This window comes from Sphingomonas sp., assembly GCF_036269755.1.
GTDB lineage: Bacteria > Pseudomonadota > Alphaproteobacteria > Sphingomonadales > Sphingomonadaceae > Sphingomonas.
Genome location: NZ_DATBDV010000004.1, coordinates 255,624 through 271,410, shown reverse-complemented (window position 1 = coordinate 271,410; position 15,787 = coordinate 255,624). Strand labels below are relative to the sequence as shown.

12 protein-coding genes are annotated in these 15,787 nt (G+C 65.1%); 4 read left to right on the top strand and 8 right to left on the bottom strand.

Annotation, left to right across the window (positions count from 1 at the left end):
• Positions 1–348: 348 nt before the first annotated feature.
• Positions 349–540, top strand: coding sequence for a DUF6961 family protein (locus tag VH326_RS03670; RefSeq protein ID WP_329630440.1), 192 nt, complete (start codon positions 349–351; stop codon positions 538–540).
• 183 nt (positions 541–723) lie between these two features.
• Here VH326_RS03670 and VH326_RS03665 read toward each other — a convergent pair whose 3' ends face one another.
• From VH326_RS03665 to VH326_RS03645, 5 genes are all read right to left on the bottom strand, one after another.
• A complete protein-coding gene (locus VH326_RS03665) occupies positions 724–1,380 on the bottom strand; it encodes an SOS response-associated peptidase (RefSeq protein WP_329630439.1) in 657 nt (218 codons plus the stop codon).
• A gap of 38 nt (positions 1,381–1,418) precedes the next feature.
• Positions 1,419–2,078, bottom strand: a complete 660-nt coding sequence (locus VH326_RS03660; RefSeq protein ID WP_329630438.1) for an SOS response-associated peptidase family protein — start codon at positions 2,076–2,078, stop codon at positions 1,419–1,421.
• Between the two features lie 73 nt (positions 2,079–2,151).
• Positions 2,152–5,487 carry an error-prone DNA polymerase gene (locus VH326_RS03655; protein WP_329630437.1) on the bottom strand — a complete coding sequence of 1,112 codons (3,336 nt, stop codon included), beginning with the start codon at positions 5,485–5,487 and terminating at the stop codon, positions 2,152–2,154.
• The gene (locus VH326_RS03650; RefSeq protein WP_329630436.1) at positions 5,484–7,040 is read right to left on the bottom strand and encodes a DUF6504 family protein; all 1,557 of its coding nucleotides are present in this window, start codon (positions 7,038–7,040) and stop codon (positions 5,484–5,486) included. The genes VH326_RS03655 and VH326_RS03650 overlap by 4 nt, the downstream gene beginning before the upstream one ends.
• Positions 6,961–7,692, bottom strand: coding sequence for a damage-inducible mutagenesis protein (locus VH326_RS03645; protein WP_329630435.1), 732 nt, complete (start codon positions 7,690–7,692; stop codon positions 6,961–6,963). Before VH326_RS03645 ends, VH326_RS03650 begins: the two co-directional genes overlap by 80 nt.
• Before the next feature lie 213 nt (positions 7,693–7,905).
• Between VH326_RS03645 and VH326_RS03640 the strand changes: the two genes are divergently transcribed.
• Positions 7,906–8,490 carry a hypothetical protein gene (locus VH326_RS03640; protein ID WP_329630434.1) on the top strand — a complete coding sequence of 195 codons (585 nt, stop codon included), beginning with the start codon at positions 7,906–7,908 and terminating at the stop codon, positions 8,488–8,490.
• An 11-nt stretch (positions 8,491–8,501) separates the two neighbouring features.
• Positions 8,502–9,434: a nucleotidyl transferase AbiEii/AbiGii toxin family protein gene (locus VH326_RS03635; RefSeq protein ID WP_329630433.1), complete on the top strand. Its 933-nt coding sequence runs from the start codon at positions 8,502–8,504 to the stop codon at positions 9,432–9,434.
• Positions 9,435–9,458: 24 nt separating this feature from the next.
• Here the strand turns inward: VH326_RS03635 and rlxS are convergent, their stop codons facing one another.
• From rlxS to VH326_RS03620, 3 genes are all read right to left on the bottom strand, one after another.
• Entirely contained in the window at positions 9,459–11,447 is a 1,989-nt protein-coding gene (gene rlxS, locus VH326_RS03630; RefSeq protein WP_329630432.1) for a relaxase/mobilization nuclease RlxS, read from the bottom strand.
• Positions 11,448–11,952: 505 nt separating this feature from the next.
• Positions 11,953–13,041, bottom strand: coding sequence for an IS110 family transposase (locus VH326_RS03625; protein WP_329630431.1), 1,089 nt, complete (start codon positions 13,039–13,041; stop codon positions 11,953–11,955).
• Between the two features lie 212 nt (positions 13,042–13,253).
• A complete protein-coding gene (locus VH326_RS03620) occupies positions 13,254–13,613 on the bottom strand; it encodes a hypothetical protein (RefSeq protein WP_329630430.1) in 360 nt (119 codons plus the stop codon).
• Positions 13,614–14,065: 452 nt separating this feature from the next.
• Here VH326_RS03620 and VH326_RS03615 point away from each other — a divergent pair, with 452 nt between their 5' ends.
• Positions 14,066–15,742, top strand: a complete 1,677-nt coding sequence (locus tag VH326_RS03615) for a hypothetical protein (RefSeq protein WP_329630429.1) — start codon at positions 14,066–14,068, stop codon at positions 15,740–15,742.
• Positions 15,743–15,787: the final 45 nt, after the last annotated feature.

The following is a 15,787-nucleotide window of genomic DNA, read 5'->3' as shown; positions in this document are numbered from 1 at the left end:
GTCGGCGATAGCATCCATGGTGATTATACAGGTGCTACCGCCGAAAGCCGTAAATCAAGCGGCGAACCGTGAACTGCCGCCTTCGTGCTTGACGTCGACGATTCGACTGACGCCTCGAGCGCCATGAACCAACGGCCGGTTCTAGGCGCAAGGTAAGCTTGGCTCCACGACCGTTTTTTGGGCGCAAAGCAGCCATGACCGACTCAACATTCCGCTTTCCTAGATTAAATGGGATCGGCATCATCGGGATATGTCGATCAAATCCTCGCATCCCGAACGCCGCTGGTGGGTGGCAACCGCAATCATCGCTGGCGCGTGATTAGGAGGCTTTCCGGACGCGTTCGCGAAATGGCACTGACGGACGCCGAGTGGAGACTGGCCGAGGCTCTCGCGATGCACAAGCGGTATGGCGACGACGCGCCAATCCAGGTTGCCGAACGCTTGGGTGGGCTAGCAATCTCAGGCGACGAAGCTGGTGTAGAGCGCTGGCAGCAGATCGCGGTAGCGCTCGACGGGTTGATGCGGTCAAGCCGGCAATGAGACGCCCAACCTCGGAAGAGTTCGAAATGACCCTGCTCGCCTTGTTGACGCTGCTCGGTTTCCTAAGCTTTTTGGGCGCCATCTAGGTTCGAGTCCCCGGCTTGAGCGTGAGCAGGCAGCCTATTTTCCCTTATCATCGAGAAAGTATGTTGAGTTGCGCTTGTGGCGCGCGCGATGGTCTCTTCAAATCAGCGATTCTGCTGGGAGCGTATGAGCCGTGGTACTTCGCTTCGACCATAGCTCACTGGTGCGTGACATTTCGATGAGGGAATCTGGGAAGCAGCGGTTCTGCAAAGCCACAATGTCGTCGAAACTGCCATGCAACCACAGCTCGTATTCGTCCGACTGCAACAACACCGGCATGCGATCGTGGACCGGGCGGATCGCCTCGTTGCAGTCGGTCATGACCCCCGAATAGACATCGCCCCATTCGGCGCTTTGCCGCCACAGCCCGCCCCAGGCGAAAATCGGCTGGTCCTTCACATTGAACCAAGTTCGCGTCTTCGAGCCCTTCGGCCCCTCGGCCTCGGCAAAGCCGGTGAGCGGGATCAGGCAGCGCCATTCAGGCTTTCGCGCCAGCCCGATCCACATGTTCTTGCTGACGTCGGCGATGTTGTTGACCGGCTTCGGTTTCGATTCCGGCTTCATACCCTTGAGCCGCAGCGGAAAGCCCCAGGTCATCGATTGCAGTATACGCGCACCATCCTCCTCGCGGACCACCAGTCCGGGTGATCCCGGATAGCTCTCCTCGGGCGCGTTGAACTGCTGGACCGGTGCCGACACGCCAAAATGCGCCGCGACCTCGGCCGCGCTTTTACGGACGGTGTAGAGATTGCACATGGGCGCATCCTAACACGGAATTGCGAGCGTGCACGCGGCTAGAGCAACGCCATCTGCGGCTGGATCCCGACGGGCAACTTGCCGCTCTTCCAGCGGTCCTGTGTGTTGAGGATTGCCATGCCATCATCGGCGATCGGCGGCCGGAACTGGAACGCGATCACGTCCTGGATCGAGCCGTGCAGCCAGCGATCATATTCGTCGCGGGCGAGCAGTACGGGCATGCGGTCATTATAGGGTTCGACCATCCCGTTCGCCGTCATCGTCATGCCCGCATAGACCGGCCCGAACTCGGGCGTGTTGCGGCAGAACCCGGCCCAGGCGACCAGCGGCTCATCCTTCACCGAAAACCAGGTGCGGGTCTTTTCGCCGGGCTCACCGTCGGGGTTGGCGAAATGCGTCAGCGGGATGAGGCAACGGTAGCGCGGCTCGACCACCATATGCTCCCACATCGGATTGGTGAGATCGGCGACCAGACCGATGCGACCGGGCGGGTCGCCGTGGAGCCGCATCTCGCGCGTTAGCCGGGGAAAACCCCAACTCATGTTCTTCAGGAGCCGGCGGTCCCTGCCCTGCAGCACCACTAGTCCCGGATTGCCTTCGATCACTTCGGTCGGAACGGCGACCGGCGCGGGCATGTCCGCGCCGAAATGCTCGGCGATTTCCACCAATCCCGCCATCGCCGTGTAGAGCCTCGACATACGGCTCGGCCTTCCTTCAGTCGACTCGACCGGCCCCGCCTACCACCGAACAAACACCGAACACAATTTCGCGCTAGCGAAAATCGCGCGGCTTGATCTTGATCCCCTCGGTCGGTTGGCCCGGGATGATGCCCGACCCCAGCCGCAGATCGGGAATGTAGATGTCGCGCGGCCCCTTCCCCAGCGGCCGTTCGGCCGGGTCGCGCGGGTCGGGACCGAGCCCGTTCTTGACCACGTCGGCACGGCTGACGCGGTAGACATCCGCCACGTCGGCGCGGTTGCCGACGCTCGCCAGCAAGGGCGAGAGATCGTCGAGCCGATGCGCGATGACGTGGATCACCTCGCCCTCGCGCTGGACCTGCCCGCGCACCCCCATCATCGACGCGCCGAGCACGGTTCGCCGGTTGGCTTCGAACACCTTGGTCCAGACGACGAGGTTGGCGACCTCGGTCTCGTCCTCCAGCGTGATGAACATCACCCCCTTGGCCGAGCCCGGCTTCTGGCGGACCAGCACGATACCGGCCAACTCGACATAGCGCCCGTCGCGCACCGTCTGGAGCTCCTGGCACGTGATGATGCGCCGGGCGCGCAATTCGTCGCGCAGGAACGCGAGCGGATGCGCGCGCAGCGACAGGCCCGACGCACGATAATCCTCGACCACCTCGGCCCCCTCACCCATCTCGGCAAGAACGACGGTCGGCTCGATCGCCTCCAACCGCAGCTTGCCATCGCGCTCGTCGGCCGCGGCGAACAACGGCATCGCCGCGTCCCCCAGCCCTTTCACTTCCCACAGCCCCGCACGTCGGCTCGCCCCGATCGAGCCGAACCCGTCGGCGTCGCCGATCCGGTCGAGCGCGCCGCGCCCGACGCCAGCGCGGCGCTGGATTTCTTCGATGCTGGCAAAAGGCTGGTCACCGCGCGCCGCGACGATCGCCGCAGCGTCGGCGTTGGACAGATCGCGCGCCATGCGAAGACCGAGGCGTACCGCTTTGTATCGGCCAGCCGTTTCCTCCAGCGTACAATCCCAGCGGCTGGCATTGACGTCGATCGGCCTTATCTCGACCCCGTGCCGCTGCGCGTCGCGGACGATCTGCGCCGGGGCATAGAACCCCATCGGCTGAGCGTTGAGCAGCGCGGCGCAGAACGCGTCGGGATGATGGCATTTCATCCAGGACGACGCATAGGCGATCAGCGCGAAGCTCGCGGCGTGGCTCTCGGGGAAGCCGTACGATCCGAACCCCTCGATCTGCTTGAAAGTCTTCTCGGCGAAGGCATGCTCGTAGCCGCGCGCGACCATGCCATCGATCAATTTGTCGCGGAAATGCGAAACCCCGCCGGTCAGCTTGAACGTCGCCATCGCGCGGCGCAGCAGATCGGCTTCCGAAGGCGTGAACCCGGCGCATTCGATCGCGACGCGCATCGCCTGCTCCTGGAACAACGGCACGCCCAGCGTCTTTTCGAGCACGCGGCGCAGCTCGGGGGTCGGGTAGGTCACTTCCTCCTGGCCGTTGCGCCGCCGCCGGTAGGGATGGACCATGTCGCCCTGGATTGGGCCGGGGCGGACGATCGCGACCTGGATGACGAGGTCGTAGAAGGTCCGCGGCGCCATCAGCGGGATCGACGCCATCTGCGCGCGGCTCTCGATCTGGAAGACGCCGAGCGTGTCGGCCTTGCGGATCATCGCATAGGTTGCCGGATCTTCCGCCGGGATGGTCGCGAGGTCGACCTTCAGCCCCTTGTCGGTCTCGAGAAATTCGAACGCGCGGCGCATGCACGACAGCATGCCCAGCCCGAGCACGTCGACCTTCATGAACCCGAGCGCGTCGATATCGTCCTTGTCCCACTCGATGACCTGGCGGTCCTCCATCGCCGCGGGCTCAATCGGCACGAGTTCGTCGAGCCGGTCGCTGGTCAGCACGAACCCGCCGGGGTGCTGCGACAGATGGCGCGGCGTGTTGATCAGCAGTTTGGCGAGGTCGAGCGTGAGTGCGAGCCGCCGATCGCCGAGATCCATGTTGAGTTCTTCGGCATGCTTCTCCTCGACGCCCTCGCGGCTCCATCCCGAGACCGAGGACGCCAACCCCGCGGTCATGTCTTCGGACAGGCCGAGCGCCTTGCCGACTTCGCGCACCGCACCGCGCGCGCGGAACCGCGTCACGACCGCGGTCAGCGCGCTGTGGTTGCGGCCATAGGTCTCGTAGATCCACTGGATCACTTCCTCGCGCCGCTCGTGCTCGAAATCGACATCGATATCGGGCGGTTCGCGGCGCTCGGCCGAGACGAACCGCTCGAACAGCAATTCGGAGCGCACCGGATCGATCGAAGTGATGCCGAGCACGTAGCACACCGCCGAATTAGCAGCCGAGCCGCGGCCCTGGCACAAGATGTCCTTGCTCCGCGCGAACGCTACGATCGAATGAACGGTCAGGAAATAGGGCGCATAATCGAGGCTCGCGATCAGCTTCAGTTCGTGCGTCAGTTGCGCGCGGACCTTGCCGTCCAGGCCCTCGGGATACCGCTCGGGCGCCTTCTCCCACGTCAGCCGCTCGAGTTCCTGCTGCGGCGTGCAACCGGGCACGCGGATTTCGTCGGGATATTGATATTTGAGCTCCCCCAGTCCGAAGCTGCAGCGCGCCGCCAGCTCGACGCTGCGGGCGACCGGGCCGACGTCCTTGAGGTAGCGCCGGAATAATCTCTCCATTTCGGATGTAGTTTTGAGATGGCGGTCGGCGAATTGTTCGCGGCGGTCGCCAAGGTCGTCGATCGTGCACTTTTCACGGATGCAAGTGACGACGTCCTGCAGCAGCCGCCGGTCGGGCGAATGATAGAGCACGTCGCCCGTGGCGACGGTCGGCACGTGCGCCGCCGCCGCGATCGCGGCCAAGTCGCGCAACCGGATCGCGTCGCGCGGATGGCGGCGGATCGACAGCGCGAGATAGGCGCGGTCGCCAAAAATGCGCTTGGTTCGGGCCAGCGCGGCTTGCGCCCCGGCATCCGCGCGATCGGGACTGAGCATCGCGATCAGCCCCTCGTTCCACTCCTCGACATCCGCCCAGTCAAGGTGACACGCCCCCTTCCCCGCCCGGCTCTTGCCGATGCTGAGCAGCCGGCATAGCCGGCCATAGGCCACGCGGCTCGTTGGATAGACGAGCAACGCCGTCCCGTCGGTCAGATCGAGCCGACAGCCGACGATCGCGCGCACGCCGGTCACTTTCTCGGCATCCCAGGCCCGCACCAGCCCAGCGAGCGAATTGCGATCGACCACGCCGAGCGCGGGCAAGCCGAGCAAGGCTGCCGCGGCGAACAATTCTTCGGGCGACGACGCGCCACGCAACAAGCTGAAATGCGTCGTGACCTGAAGCTCGACATAGCCCGGCGGCCCGCCGTCGATCGCTGCCGCAGGCCTCACGCGAACGCGCCGTGCAGGAACCAGCGCATCGACCCCGTCGCCGGGTTCTCGCCGTCACCCAGCCGAAAGATCCAGTATCGGCCGCCGCTGGTGGTCTCGACCTGGAAATAGTCGCGCACGGTGAAGGGGCGATCGGCTTCGATGCCCTGCTCGCGCCACCATTCGCCGTGCAAGCGCTCGGGTCCGTCGGCCTGGGCGACGCGGTAGCGTTTGCGCCGCCAGATGAACATCGCCGGCGGATGGTCCGGCAGCATCGCCGTGACGTCGATCGCCTCGGGCGCGGCAAGCATGCGGCTCGGCCGCGGCAGATCGCTATTCCAAGCTTGCCCGCCGGTTGTCGCCAGCGCGGGCACGGCGCCGATCGACCGTTCGGGCATGGCGCTGGCGCGCCCCACCGTCCGATAGAGCTGGCGCTGCCCGAAGCGATTGGCGAGCGCATCGATCAATGTCGCCAGATCGGGGCGCTGGCGCGCCGCATCGGCCAGGCCTTCGCGCTGCACCGGGTCGAGCAGATCGACGAGCGGGGCGACGAGCGTCATCGCCTCGACCCCGAGACCCGGATCGACCGTCTCGATCTTTGCGCGCAGCAGCTTGGCAAGATGCGCGGGTTCGCGCGATGGCGTTGCCGTGCCCACCCGGATCGCCTGCACTTGCCCATCGACGCGGTGAAAATGACAGTCCAGCCGGCGCGCGCCCTGCCCTTCCCTCGTTAGCTGGCCGGCCAAATCGCGGGTCAGATCGGCGATGACGTGCGCAAACGCATCGGCGGTCAGCAGCGGCTCGACAAAACCACGGTGCGCGCGGGGCAGTTGGTCGGGAAAGATCGGCTCGATCGGCTCGCGCACTAACCCAAGGGCCTGGTCGAGCCGGCGATACAGCGCGCGGCCGAACCGCTTGGCGAGCGGTGCGCGCGGCGCGCCGATCAGCTGCTCGATGCGATCGAAGCCTAGCTTGCGCAGCGCGTCGACCACGCCGGGCTCGAGCCGCAGCGCGGCGGCCGGCAGCAACGCGATCGCCTTACGATGCTCGCCGGGTTCGATCGTAACCGGCCGCCCGGCCGGAACGTAGCGGGCGACGGCGTGCGCGCAGCCGGCGGTGTCGGCGACGGCGATCTGCACCGCCACCCCGAACGCCGCGATGCGTCGATGCAGATCCTTGACGAGCGCTCGCTCGCTGTCGAACAGCGAGGCGCAGCCGGTAATGTCGAGCCACAGTCCATCGGGCGGATCGGGCGCGACGATCGGCGAATAGCGCTGGCCCGTCCAGAGCGCGAGGCGGCGCAGGCCGTCGAGATCGGCTGCGGGATCGGCATCGACGACCTCGATGGTGTCGGCGAACGCCCGCGCCTTGGTCACCGTCATCCCTGCCGCGATACCGAGCGCCCGCGCCCGCGCGTCGACCGCGGCGATCACACGCCGGCCGTGGTCGGGGATCGCCGTGACCAAGGCCGGCCGCGCATCCGCGGCCGCCCGGTCAGGCGGCGCGTTGCCGGTCTTCCGCCGCAGCCGGTCGGTCGACCAGTGCGGCAGATAGACCGATACGACCCTGCGCATCGCACCCCTCCACGATCCAATTGCGTGACTCGCCGCCGCGAACGCGCTCCAGCGCCACCTGCCAGCGCGGCCGCCCCAAGCTGGGAATGCCGAGCGCTTCGCTCGGCGCGGCGCCGATTCGCCACCGCGTGACCGCCGCCGTCCCGTCGGCGATGGCGTCGGGGTTTGAGGCGCGGCGGAAAACGAACGCGGTTACCCCCGAAGCCTCCGCCGCGAGTTGCAGGCGCTTCGAGGCGGTGGTCGAATATTTGGTGACTTCGCCCACCACGCCGGCGACGCCGGGGTGTCGCAGGCATTCTTCCATAGCGAGGAGGACGTTGGTGTCGCTGCCGGCCTCGACATGGATCACGCGGTCAGGATGGAGTCCGGCAAGGTGGAGCGCTGGCGCGAAGAGGTCGCGCCAGCGCAAGCACCAGAAGACCGGCCCCTCGGTACGGGCCAGGATGCCAGCAAGGAATATCGTGGCACTGGCATCATCGGCCAGATCGGGGCTGCCCAGGATTTCGTGCAGCGCGCCCGCCGCCAACCCGCCGCCCGGCAAGTGACGATCCAGCGCGTCAACACCGAACGGCAGTACCGCATGGCGCGCGGCCACGCCCTCGACCTCTGCGATGCGGGCGCGCAATTCGGCAATGATATTGGTGTGGCGCATGGCATCGAACAGACTCGGGAAACGGACAATTCGTTCCCTTTCTGTTCTCCAATTCCTGCCGCTGTCAAGTGTGAGTGTCGTTCCTGATTATAAAATTTGGGTCTTGGAGAACGGAGTTTCGGGAGATCATCCAGAAGGCAATTGTGCATGAATTTTTAATAAGAACTTGTGCAAATATAGAGGACGACCTATCTGTCTCACGAGGATAATGACATGTCGGCTCTGACAGATCTCACGAAGCGGCTTCGGCCCGGTCAGGTGTACCGGCGCAAGGATCTCGCACGCTGGTCGACATCGGTCGATCGTCACCTTCGCCAGCTCGTCGATACCGGCAGGCTGGAGAAGGTGTCCGGCGGACTGTATCTCGCCCCGCGCAAGACTCGGTTCGGCAATGCCCCGGCAACGGAAGAGAGATTGGTGGAAAGCTTCCTCGGCGACGATCGCTTCCTGCTGGTGTCGCCCAATGCATTCAACAGCCTGGGCGTTGGCACGACGCAGCTGCATAACGAGCCGGTCGTGTACAACCGCAAGCGCCACGGCCGCTACAAGCTCGATGGCCGGACCTATGATTTCCGGATGCGGACGGCTGTGCCCGCGCAGCTTTCGCAGGAGGTTCTGCTGGTCGATCTCCTCCACAATCTTGGCCGATTGCCCGAGGATAGCAGGGACGTGCTGCCGCGCGCGCTCAACCGCGCACGCAAGATGGACAAAAAGCGACTTGCGCGCGCCGTGCGCGAGTTCGGCTCCGTGCGCGCCCAGCGTCTGCTGGAACCAGTGCTCCACAGCGCTGCGGCCTGACCGGTCGATCCATGCTGCTTCACGAAAGTCGCGACTATCCGGACTTGGTCGCGGTGACGGCCCGTGAGCTCTCGATCGATCCCGGCCTGGTCGAGAAGGACTATTGGATCATGCATGCCCTGTGGGGCCTGCAGCAACTGGGATTCCGCTTCGAACTCAAGGGCGGAACGTCGCTGTCCAAGGGCTTCCAGCTGATTCACCGGTTTTCGGAAGACATCGACATCCTGATCCATCCTGATGGACCGCTTCCGCAGGGACGAAATCAGAATAAGCCTGCCCATGTCGAGGCGCGTCGGCAATTCTATGACGGATTGCCGCCGCGGCTCACCATTCCCGGCTTCGACAACGCCGACCGCGACGAAATTTTCGACGACGAAAAGATGCGCAGTGCCGGTATTCGCCTCCACTACCCCTCGATCAACCGTCTCCCCGAAGGCATCAAGGCGGGCATTCTGCTCGAGGCCGGTTTCGACCAGGTCGCACCAAACCGGCCCTGCTTGATCTCGTCCTGGGCCTATGAGCGCGCAACTGCGGCTGGGCTCAACCTCACCGACAACCGCGCCGACGCGGTGGATTGCTACGAGCCGGGCTACACCTTCGTCGAGAAGCTGCAGACCATCTCGACAAAGTTTCGCCGGCAGCAGGAAACGGGCGAGCTGCCGCAAAACTTCATGCGGCATTATTACGACATCTATTGTCTGCTCGGCGATGACAGCGTTCAGGCATTCATCGGGACTTCGGCCTATCATGACCACAAACAAGCGCGCTTTCCAGCCGCCGACGAAAAGAATCTGATGATCAATCAGGCCTTCAAACTCGAGGCCGAGTCCACTCGGAACGCTTTCGCCCGGGCGTATCGGGAAACGCGCGCGCTCTACTATCGCGGGCAACCGGATTTCGACGCGCTGCTTGGCCGCATCGCCGACAATCTCGAGCGGCTGTGATGCCTCCAGCCGCAGTCTACCGGCTCAGGAAATCGTCGGTCCGCCGCGGCCCCGTCCGACCGACCAATTGACCCCGTCGCCGCGCACGATCCCAGACACCGGCTTGCCCAACTGCCGATCGAGGACCGGGCGCCACGGCACCAGCGTGAACTCGCGCGACTTTTCGATAAGCGCAAACCGCCCGCTGATAAGATCGACCGGGCGCTTCAGCACACCGTCGATGCGCGCGCCGGGCGGCGATGCCTCGACGAACGGCAGCCCGAGCTCGTCCGACAGCTGCCCGGCGATGCGCAACAGTTCGCGTCGCTGAAGCGTCGCAATCAGGCCAGCGGGGTATGTCGTCGCGCCGCCCGCTTCCTCGGCGAAGCCGTGCGCCACGAGCCATTGCCGGCGGCGCTCCTGTGCGTCCCGAACGTCCGCACCGAACCCACTGTTGCGGACGGCCAGTCTGTCGGCAGAAACCAGATCGCGATCGAGCCAGGTCGCGGCGTCCGCGTCGACCAGCTTCGCCAACGGAAGCGGCGACAGGATCGCCACCGTGGCCGGCCGGTCGGCCAGCAGCCGCGCTTCATACTTGGCGGCGCGTTCGAGATGATCCTCGGCAATCACCCACACACCGGACGGCTCACGATCGACTAGGCCGGTCAGTCGTCGCATCGCATCGAGCCGCCGGACGTGCGTTTCGGCGAAGGCCTCGGTCGCGCTCGGATCGTGGCGCAAATGCGCGTCCACGTCGTAGCGTCCGGCGTTCGCCGCGGCCACCGCCGCCACCGTGCGATCGGCCTCGCGGATCTGGCCTTGGCGCGGATCGATCCGGACGATCGACCCTTCGGCGACCAGATCCAGGTCGCTGCCCTTTCCGACCCCGACAAAATGACCTCGGCCATCGACGCCATCGACGATCAGGTAATGGCGGTCGGCGTGCTCGTCAGCGAGACCGCGCCCGACCAGTCGACCGACCAACGGCCGAGCGTCTGCCGCGGCCGGATCGTAGATGAGCTGATCGGCCCGCGCGCGCTCGATCCCGCGTGTCGCGAACGCGCGCTGCATCGTGCGGATGATGTCGCCACGCTCGCCCATGCGCTTGAGCGTTTCGTCATACCCCGCCGCCAGTTGCCAACGCATGCCACGGAGGGGTTCGGCAAGCCCTAGCTTGGCGAGCTTAGCCAACCGTCCGGCGCGCAACGTCTGGTCGAACGCGCTGCCGCGCGCTGGCCCGACGACGCCCTGCCCGTCCCGATCGCGCAGCATGGCGCGATCGAGCGAGGTTAGCCTTTCCTGCTCCACCTCGGCGCGCAATCCGCTCTCGATCTCGCGCGCTGAACGTGGACCCAAATCGAGGTCGATGAGCTCGGCGGCACGCTCGCGCATGCCGACCGTCAGATAGTCGCGCGCGATCACTAGATCGGCGCCGAGATGATCCTTGCCACGCACGACGATGTGGGTGTGCGGGTGGCCGGTATTGAAATGATCGACCGCCACCCAGTCGAGCCTCGTGCCGAGATCCTCTTCGACCCGCGCCATCAAGCGCCGAGTCAGCGGTTTGAGGTCGTCATAGTCGGTGCCATCTTCGGGTGACACGATGAAGCGGAACTGATGGCGGTCGCCCGCGCCGCGCGCGCGAAATTCCTTGCCGTCGATCATGTCCTCGTCGCGCCCATACAATGCGCCGGATTCACCCTCGCGTGTCGTGCCGTCACGCTGCAGATAGCGAAGGTGCGCCGCGGCGCCCGCCGCCCCTTTGCCCGCGAGCTTGACGATGCTCGCCTTGATGATAACTCGGCGCCGCCGAAGCGCGCTGTAGCCGCCGCGCGCGGCGAGCAGATTCCCGACGCCGGCGCCGCGACCGATGCGGTTGCCGCTGAAGCTGCCTTTTTTGCCGGCCGGAAATGCACCGCCGCCGCGCGCCAAATTGGTCGCGGCGAGCACGCGGCTGACATAGCTGCGCCCGCGTTTGCCGCCCTTGGCGCGCATGCGGCCAAGCCGCGGTTCGAACTCGCCTTCGTCGCGCATCGCGATCGCCCAAGATACCTGAAAGCCTGATATTGATACGCTTCGCGGCGACTGAAAACCGGTGCCAATGGAAGCCGCGGAAACGCTGGCGTCCAGGGTTAAACGGCACTGGTCGCGCCAGACCAGTGCCAGCGGCGACTCGAAAAAACGATGTGCAGACAATGCTTTGCGGGACCAACGGTGCCGCGGCTTTATCTTGCCTTCTTAATTGGGCTCTTTCTGGTCGCCTTTTCTACCATCGTCGCCCTCCTATCATGGTCTGCTGAGTCGGCCCAGCGCGGCGGGATTCGAGGTCTGGTACGCAGTGCATTCTTCCGTGCTCATCGACGGCGTGCTTCAGCAGCCCGCGGGCAGCTGCGTTACCGTCGCGGCACATGTCGCTATCGGAGTAACGGGGCATCATCACAGGCATTTCGGCGTGGTCCGGGGATGCCGGCCACAGGCAAGATAACGTGCTTCCCGTCTTCATCGTCTGTACCATTCCTCATCCGCTGACGCGGATCTCCTATGTCCGGGCGTAACTTAAACGCTTCGCTTTCGCCGCGATCCAGATGGCGGTTTCCTCCTCAGTTGCTTGCGGGTCGCCGACGTAAAACGTGCCGTCGCGCCACATCGCGTGCATCACGACCGCCAGCTTGCGCGCAACCGCAACGCGCGCCTTGGCGTGGCACTTGGTCTTCGTGAGACCGAGGCCCCAGGTCTTGATCGTGTCGATGCCCTTGAAGCGCGTGAGCATCGCCGACGCGGCTTCGTAGAGCGCGCGCCGGACGTCCGGATCGCCGGCCTTGCTGATTCGGCCCTTCACATCGATCGAGGTGCCGGACTGCCATCTTTTTGAGGTCAGGCCGAAGTACGCGGCCACATCGCGCGATCGTTTGAAGCGCGCCGGATCGTCGATCGCGGTCACGAAGCTGAGCGCGGTGACCGGCCCCACGCCGGGTATAGCCATGAAGCGGCGGCACAGATCGTCAGCCATCGCGAACTGCACGACGAGCTTGTTGAGGACCAGATATTCTGTCCACAAAGCTGCCCGCGCGCGCAACATGCACTCGACCAGTCCGACGGTCATCGCATCGCCTTGCACGGCGTCGCGAACGGCCTGATCGAAGCTGCCGCGACCTACTTTGCCGAGCCGGATACCGAACGCCTTGAGCGAGTGGCGGACCGTGTTTTCGAGGTCGAGGAACTTGCGCTTCAGGTTGCGGCGCTGGACCAGCAACAGCCGTATCCGGTAGCAGGCTTCGGTCTTGATATGGGCCTGGCGGTACCACCCGGTACGCATGATGTGAGCCAGGCCGAGGGCGTCTTTCGCATCGGTTTTGTTGCGCTGCGCGCTCATCGCAGCGCGGACGTGACGGGTCTCGAGGCACACTGCTGGTACACCGGCCGCGAGCAGTTCGGGATGCAGCCAGGGCGACAGCGCGCCGGCTTCGTGACCGGCCCTGCGCAGACGCCCGGCGAAGGGTTTGAGTGCGTCGGCGATGGTTGCAGGATCGGTCGCGACCGACACTTCCAGCACCGTTTCACCACTGTCGGTGACCACGCAAATCGCGGTTTCGTCGATCGACACGTCCAGTCCGGCAAAATACTCCATCGCTCGCCTCCTGCGGTTTCCACCCGCAGGAACGCTCGCACGCCGCGCCCTCGCTTGCCCAATTACAGCGGCATTACGCCACCTTTCCGCTTCTTCCCCTTCTCTCACCCAATCGCCTCACTTTCTCGTCCTGCCCAACCCGCCCGCCGAGGACAAAAAAAGCCGGGACACGATGCCTGTCGGCACCGCACCCGGCCGCGTTCAACCGATGCTCAACGCTGTACCTCGAACGCCTTTTGCGCCGCTTTCGCCGTTTCGAACGACCGCTTGCCCGTCATCCCGTGCGCCATTCCGTCACCATCGACGATGCACACCGCGACAAACCAGCGGCCCTCGAATTGTCCAGTGATCGCCACCCGATCCAGTTCGAAACCGTCGTCATCCTTCACTTCATACGCGCCGAGCCAGCGTTCCTGATCCCGCGCATCCCACACGAAATCCGCTTCTTCCGCGGCCAGAAAACGCGCCGCGAGCGCCTCTGCCGCGCCGCGCCCGAACTCCAGTTCGAGCCCCGCGACCAACGCTGCCATCACGCGATCCGACGCGACCGAAACCGGTTGAAACATGGTCATGAGAACCTCCATCGATTGATGCCTTCCTCATCGAAGACGGCCCCTCGACGGCGGTTGCCGGCGTGTCTGTCAGGGCTGCCGAAGCGTCAGCGCAGGCACCGCGAAGCGGCGGCGGAGGAACCGATTTTGTTGCGTCGAAGACAAACAAACTCGCGTGCGCAGCACGCTCCGGTTCGCAGCAAAATTGGAGGGGCCGCCGGCCTTGCACAGGCGCGCCGTCGGCCGCCATGCTCGGACGATCCGAGACGAGCCCTTACCCCCCTAATATGGGCAGAGAATAAATCGCCATGCCTGCGTAGCGGTATTGGCACCACATCGGTTCGGTTTTCACACTGAGCTCTTGACGATGGGGACGGCAAAGCTGACTCTTGTACTGTAGCGAATGACGTCGGTACCGTATCGCCAACATCCTGTTTCGCTTCTTGCAACGTCACGGTGGGGACCGGACGATGATGACTGGGGGACAGAATAGCATCGACCGCCGGGCGCTGATCGCAACCGCGTTGGCCACACTTGTCACCGCCTGCTCGACTTGTCCGCCCCTCGACGCCGCGCCGCCGACGCGAGCGAAGATGGGCGATTCGCACGTCCATCTCTTCAACGCCGCCGACCTCCCCGTCGCGGGATTCGTGCGCTTCGTCATTCTGCCCGAATACCTGCCGCACATTCCGGAAGTCGGGCTGGCGCTCATCGATGCCGCCTTGTCGGTGCTCAAGGCGATGGCACCGAGCGCCGCCGCGGAGCTGCGCCAAAACCCGCGCGACGCGCCGCCGCGCGCTTTCGCAGACCGGCTCGGCAACCGCATCGACACCATGGCGCGCCCCGCCCGGCAGGCCGCGACGCTCCGTCCCGCGGAGGACGTCGCACACAGTTATGCCGTTCTCGGCGCGCTGCTCGAGGCCGCCGACCCAACGGGCGGGGCGGCGAATGCCACCACCAAATCGCCAACGGGCGCGACCGTCGACCGCGCATTTCTCGCGCGGGTCGCCGTCGAAGGACGCGCGGCGGCACGCCCGGATGTCGGGGTCCGGGCCGGATTGTCGGCAATTCCGAGCGTATCGTTTGCTGGCGTGCGGGGTTCGGACGACCTCGGCGCGCTGTGGGACACGATCAAATGGTTCTACGAAATGGTGCTGCCGCGATGCCGGCATCTGCACGATTATCTTGCGACGATCAGCGATAGCGAGCACGCGACCGACCTCATCGTGAACCTGCTGGTGGATTACGATGCGTGGCTCGGCGACCAGCCGTCGTCGGGTTCGTCGATGATCGAGCAATTGCGCTTCTGGGACCGATACGGTGCCGGCGTCGCGGACCGAGTCACGATCAAGACATTCGCCGGCTACGATCCGCTGCGGCATGCTGAAGATCGCTTGGCGACGCCGGCGGCGTCACTGTATTGGGACCAGCTCAAGAGCTGCCTCGATCCGCCGTCGCGGGGCGGCGCACCGTTGGCGTCTGGGTTCAAAATCTACCCGCCGATGGGGTTTCGGGTCAGCTGCAACCGCGGCCACGAGCCGGAACGCGATCGCTCGGGACGGCTCGTTCGCCAGCGCTGGGACCGCAATGGTTGGCATATCCCCGAGTTCGGCGATCGGATCGAGGATGTCCTCGACGACTTCTTCCGGTTTTGCGCAGGGCGCGATATTCCCGTTGTGGCGCACGGCCGTAACAGCCAGGAAGCGTCAAAAGGCACCGGTGAATTTGCCAGTCCGCAATACTGGCACGAGCGGGCGAACTGGGTCTGGGCGCAGACCGGACGGCCGCTCCGGGCGTCGATCGCGCATTGGTCAATGACGCCCGAATACAGGGAATGGATGCCGAAAATCCTCGCGCTCAACGTCGCGGGCAAGGCCAACATCTTCTTCGACATCGGCTACACCCAGGAGTTCCTTGACGGCGATGGCCCGGGCTACCTGGCCGACCTCGCCCAAGTCTATTCGCCATGCGAGAAGACCGCCAAGTGGCTAATGTTCGGCAGCGACTGGATCATGCTGGAGCGCGAACCAGGGGTCAAAAACTACTTGGCCAACGCCGTCGCCGCAATCCGCGCGGTCGATTTCTGGCGCCCGCACGAAGCCCCGCTGCTGCGCGAAAATCTTCGCCGCTTCCTGACCCCGGGCGTCTGACCGGATGGCGTTCGCTACCGCCACGCCGTCGATGTCCGTCTGCGA

Excerpts from the sequence above, each read along its gene's own strand:
- VH326_RS03670 (WP_329630440.1), top strand. The coding sequence starts at position 349 with ATGGCACTGACGGACGCCGAGTGGAGACTGGCCGAGGCTCTCGCGATG.
- VH326_RS03645 (WP_329630435.1), bottom strand. The coding sequence starts at position 7,692 with ATGCGCCACACCAATATCATTGCCGAATTGCGCGCCCGCATCGCAGAG.
- VH326_RS03625 (WP_329630431.1), bottom strand. The coding sequence starts at position 13,041 with ATGGAGTATTTTGCCGGACTGGACGTGTCGATCGACGAAACCGCGATT.
- VH326_RS03665 (WP_329630439.1), bottom strand. The coding sequence starts at position 1,380 with ATGTGCAATCTCTACACCGTCCGTAAAAGCGCGGCCGAGGTCGCGGCG.
- VH326_RS03650 (WP_329630436.1), bottom strand. The coding sequence starts at position 7,040 with ATGCGCAGGGTCGTATCGGTCTATCTGCCGCACTGGTCGACCGACCGG.
- VH326_RS03635 (WP_329630433.1), top strand. The coding sequence starts at position 8,502 with ATGCTGCTTCACGAAAGTCGCGACTATCCGGACTTGGTCGCGGTGACG.
- rlxS (WP_329630432.1), bottom strand. The coding sequence starts at position 11,447 with ATGCGCGACGAAGGCGAGTTCGAACCGCGGCTTGGCCGCATGCGCGCC.
- VH326_RS03660 (WP_329630438.1), bottom strand. The coding sequence starts at position 2,078 with ATGTCGAGGCTCTACACGGCGATGGCGGGATTGGTGGAAATCGCCGAG.
- VH326_RS03615 (WP_329630429.1), top strand. The coding sequence starts at position 14,066 with ATGACTGGGGGACAGAATAGCATCGACCGCCGGGCGCTGATCGCAACC.
- VH326_RS03640 (WP_329630434.1), top strand. The coding sequence starts at position 7,906 with ATGTCGGCTCTGACAGATCTCACGAAGCGGCTTCGGCCCGGTCAGGTG.
- VH326_RS03620 (WP_329630430.1), bottom strand. The coding sequence starts at position 13,613 with ATGACCATGTTTCAACCGGTTTCGGTCGCGTCGGATCGCGTGATGGCA.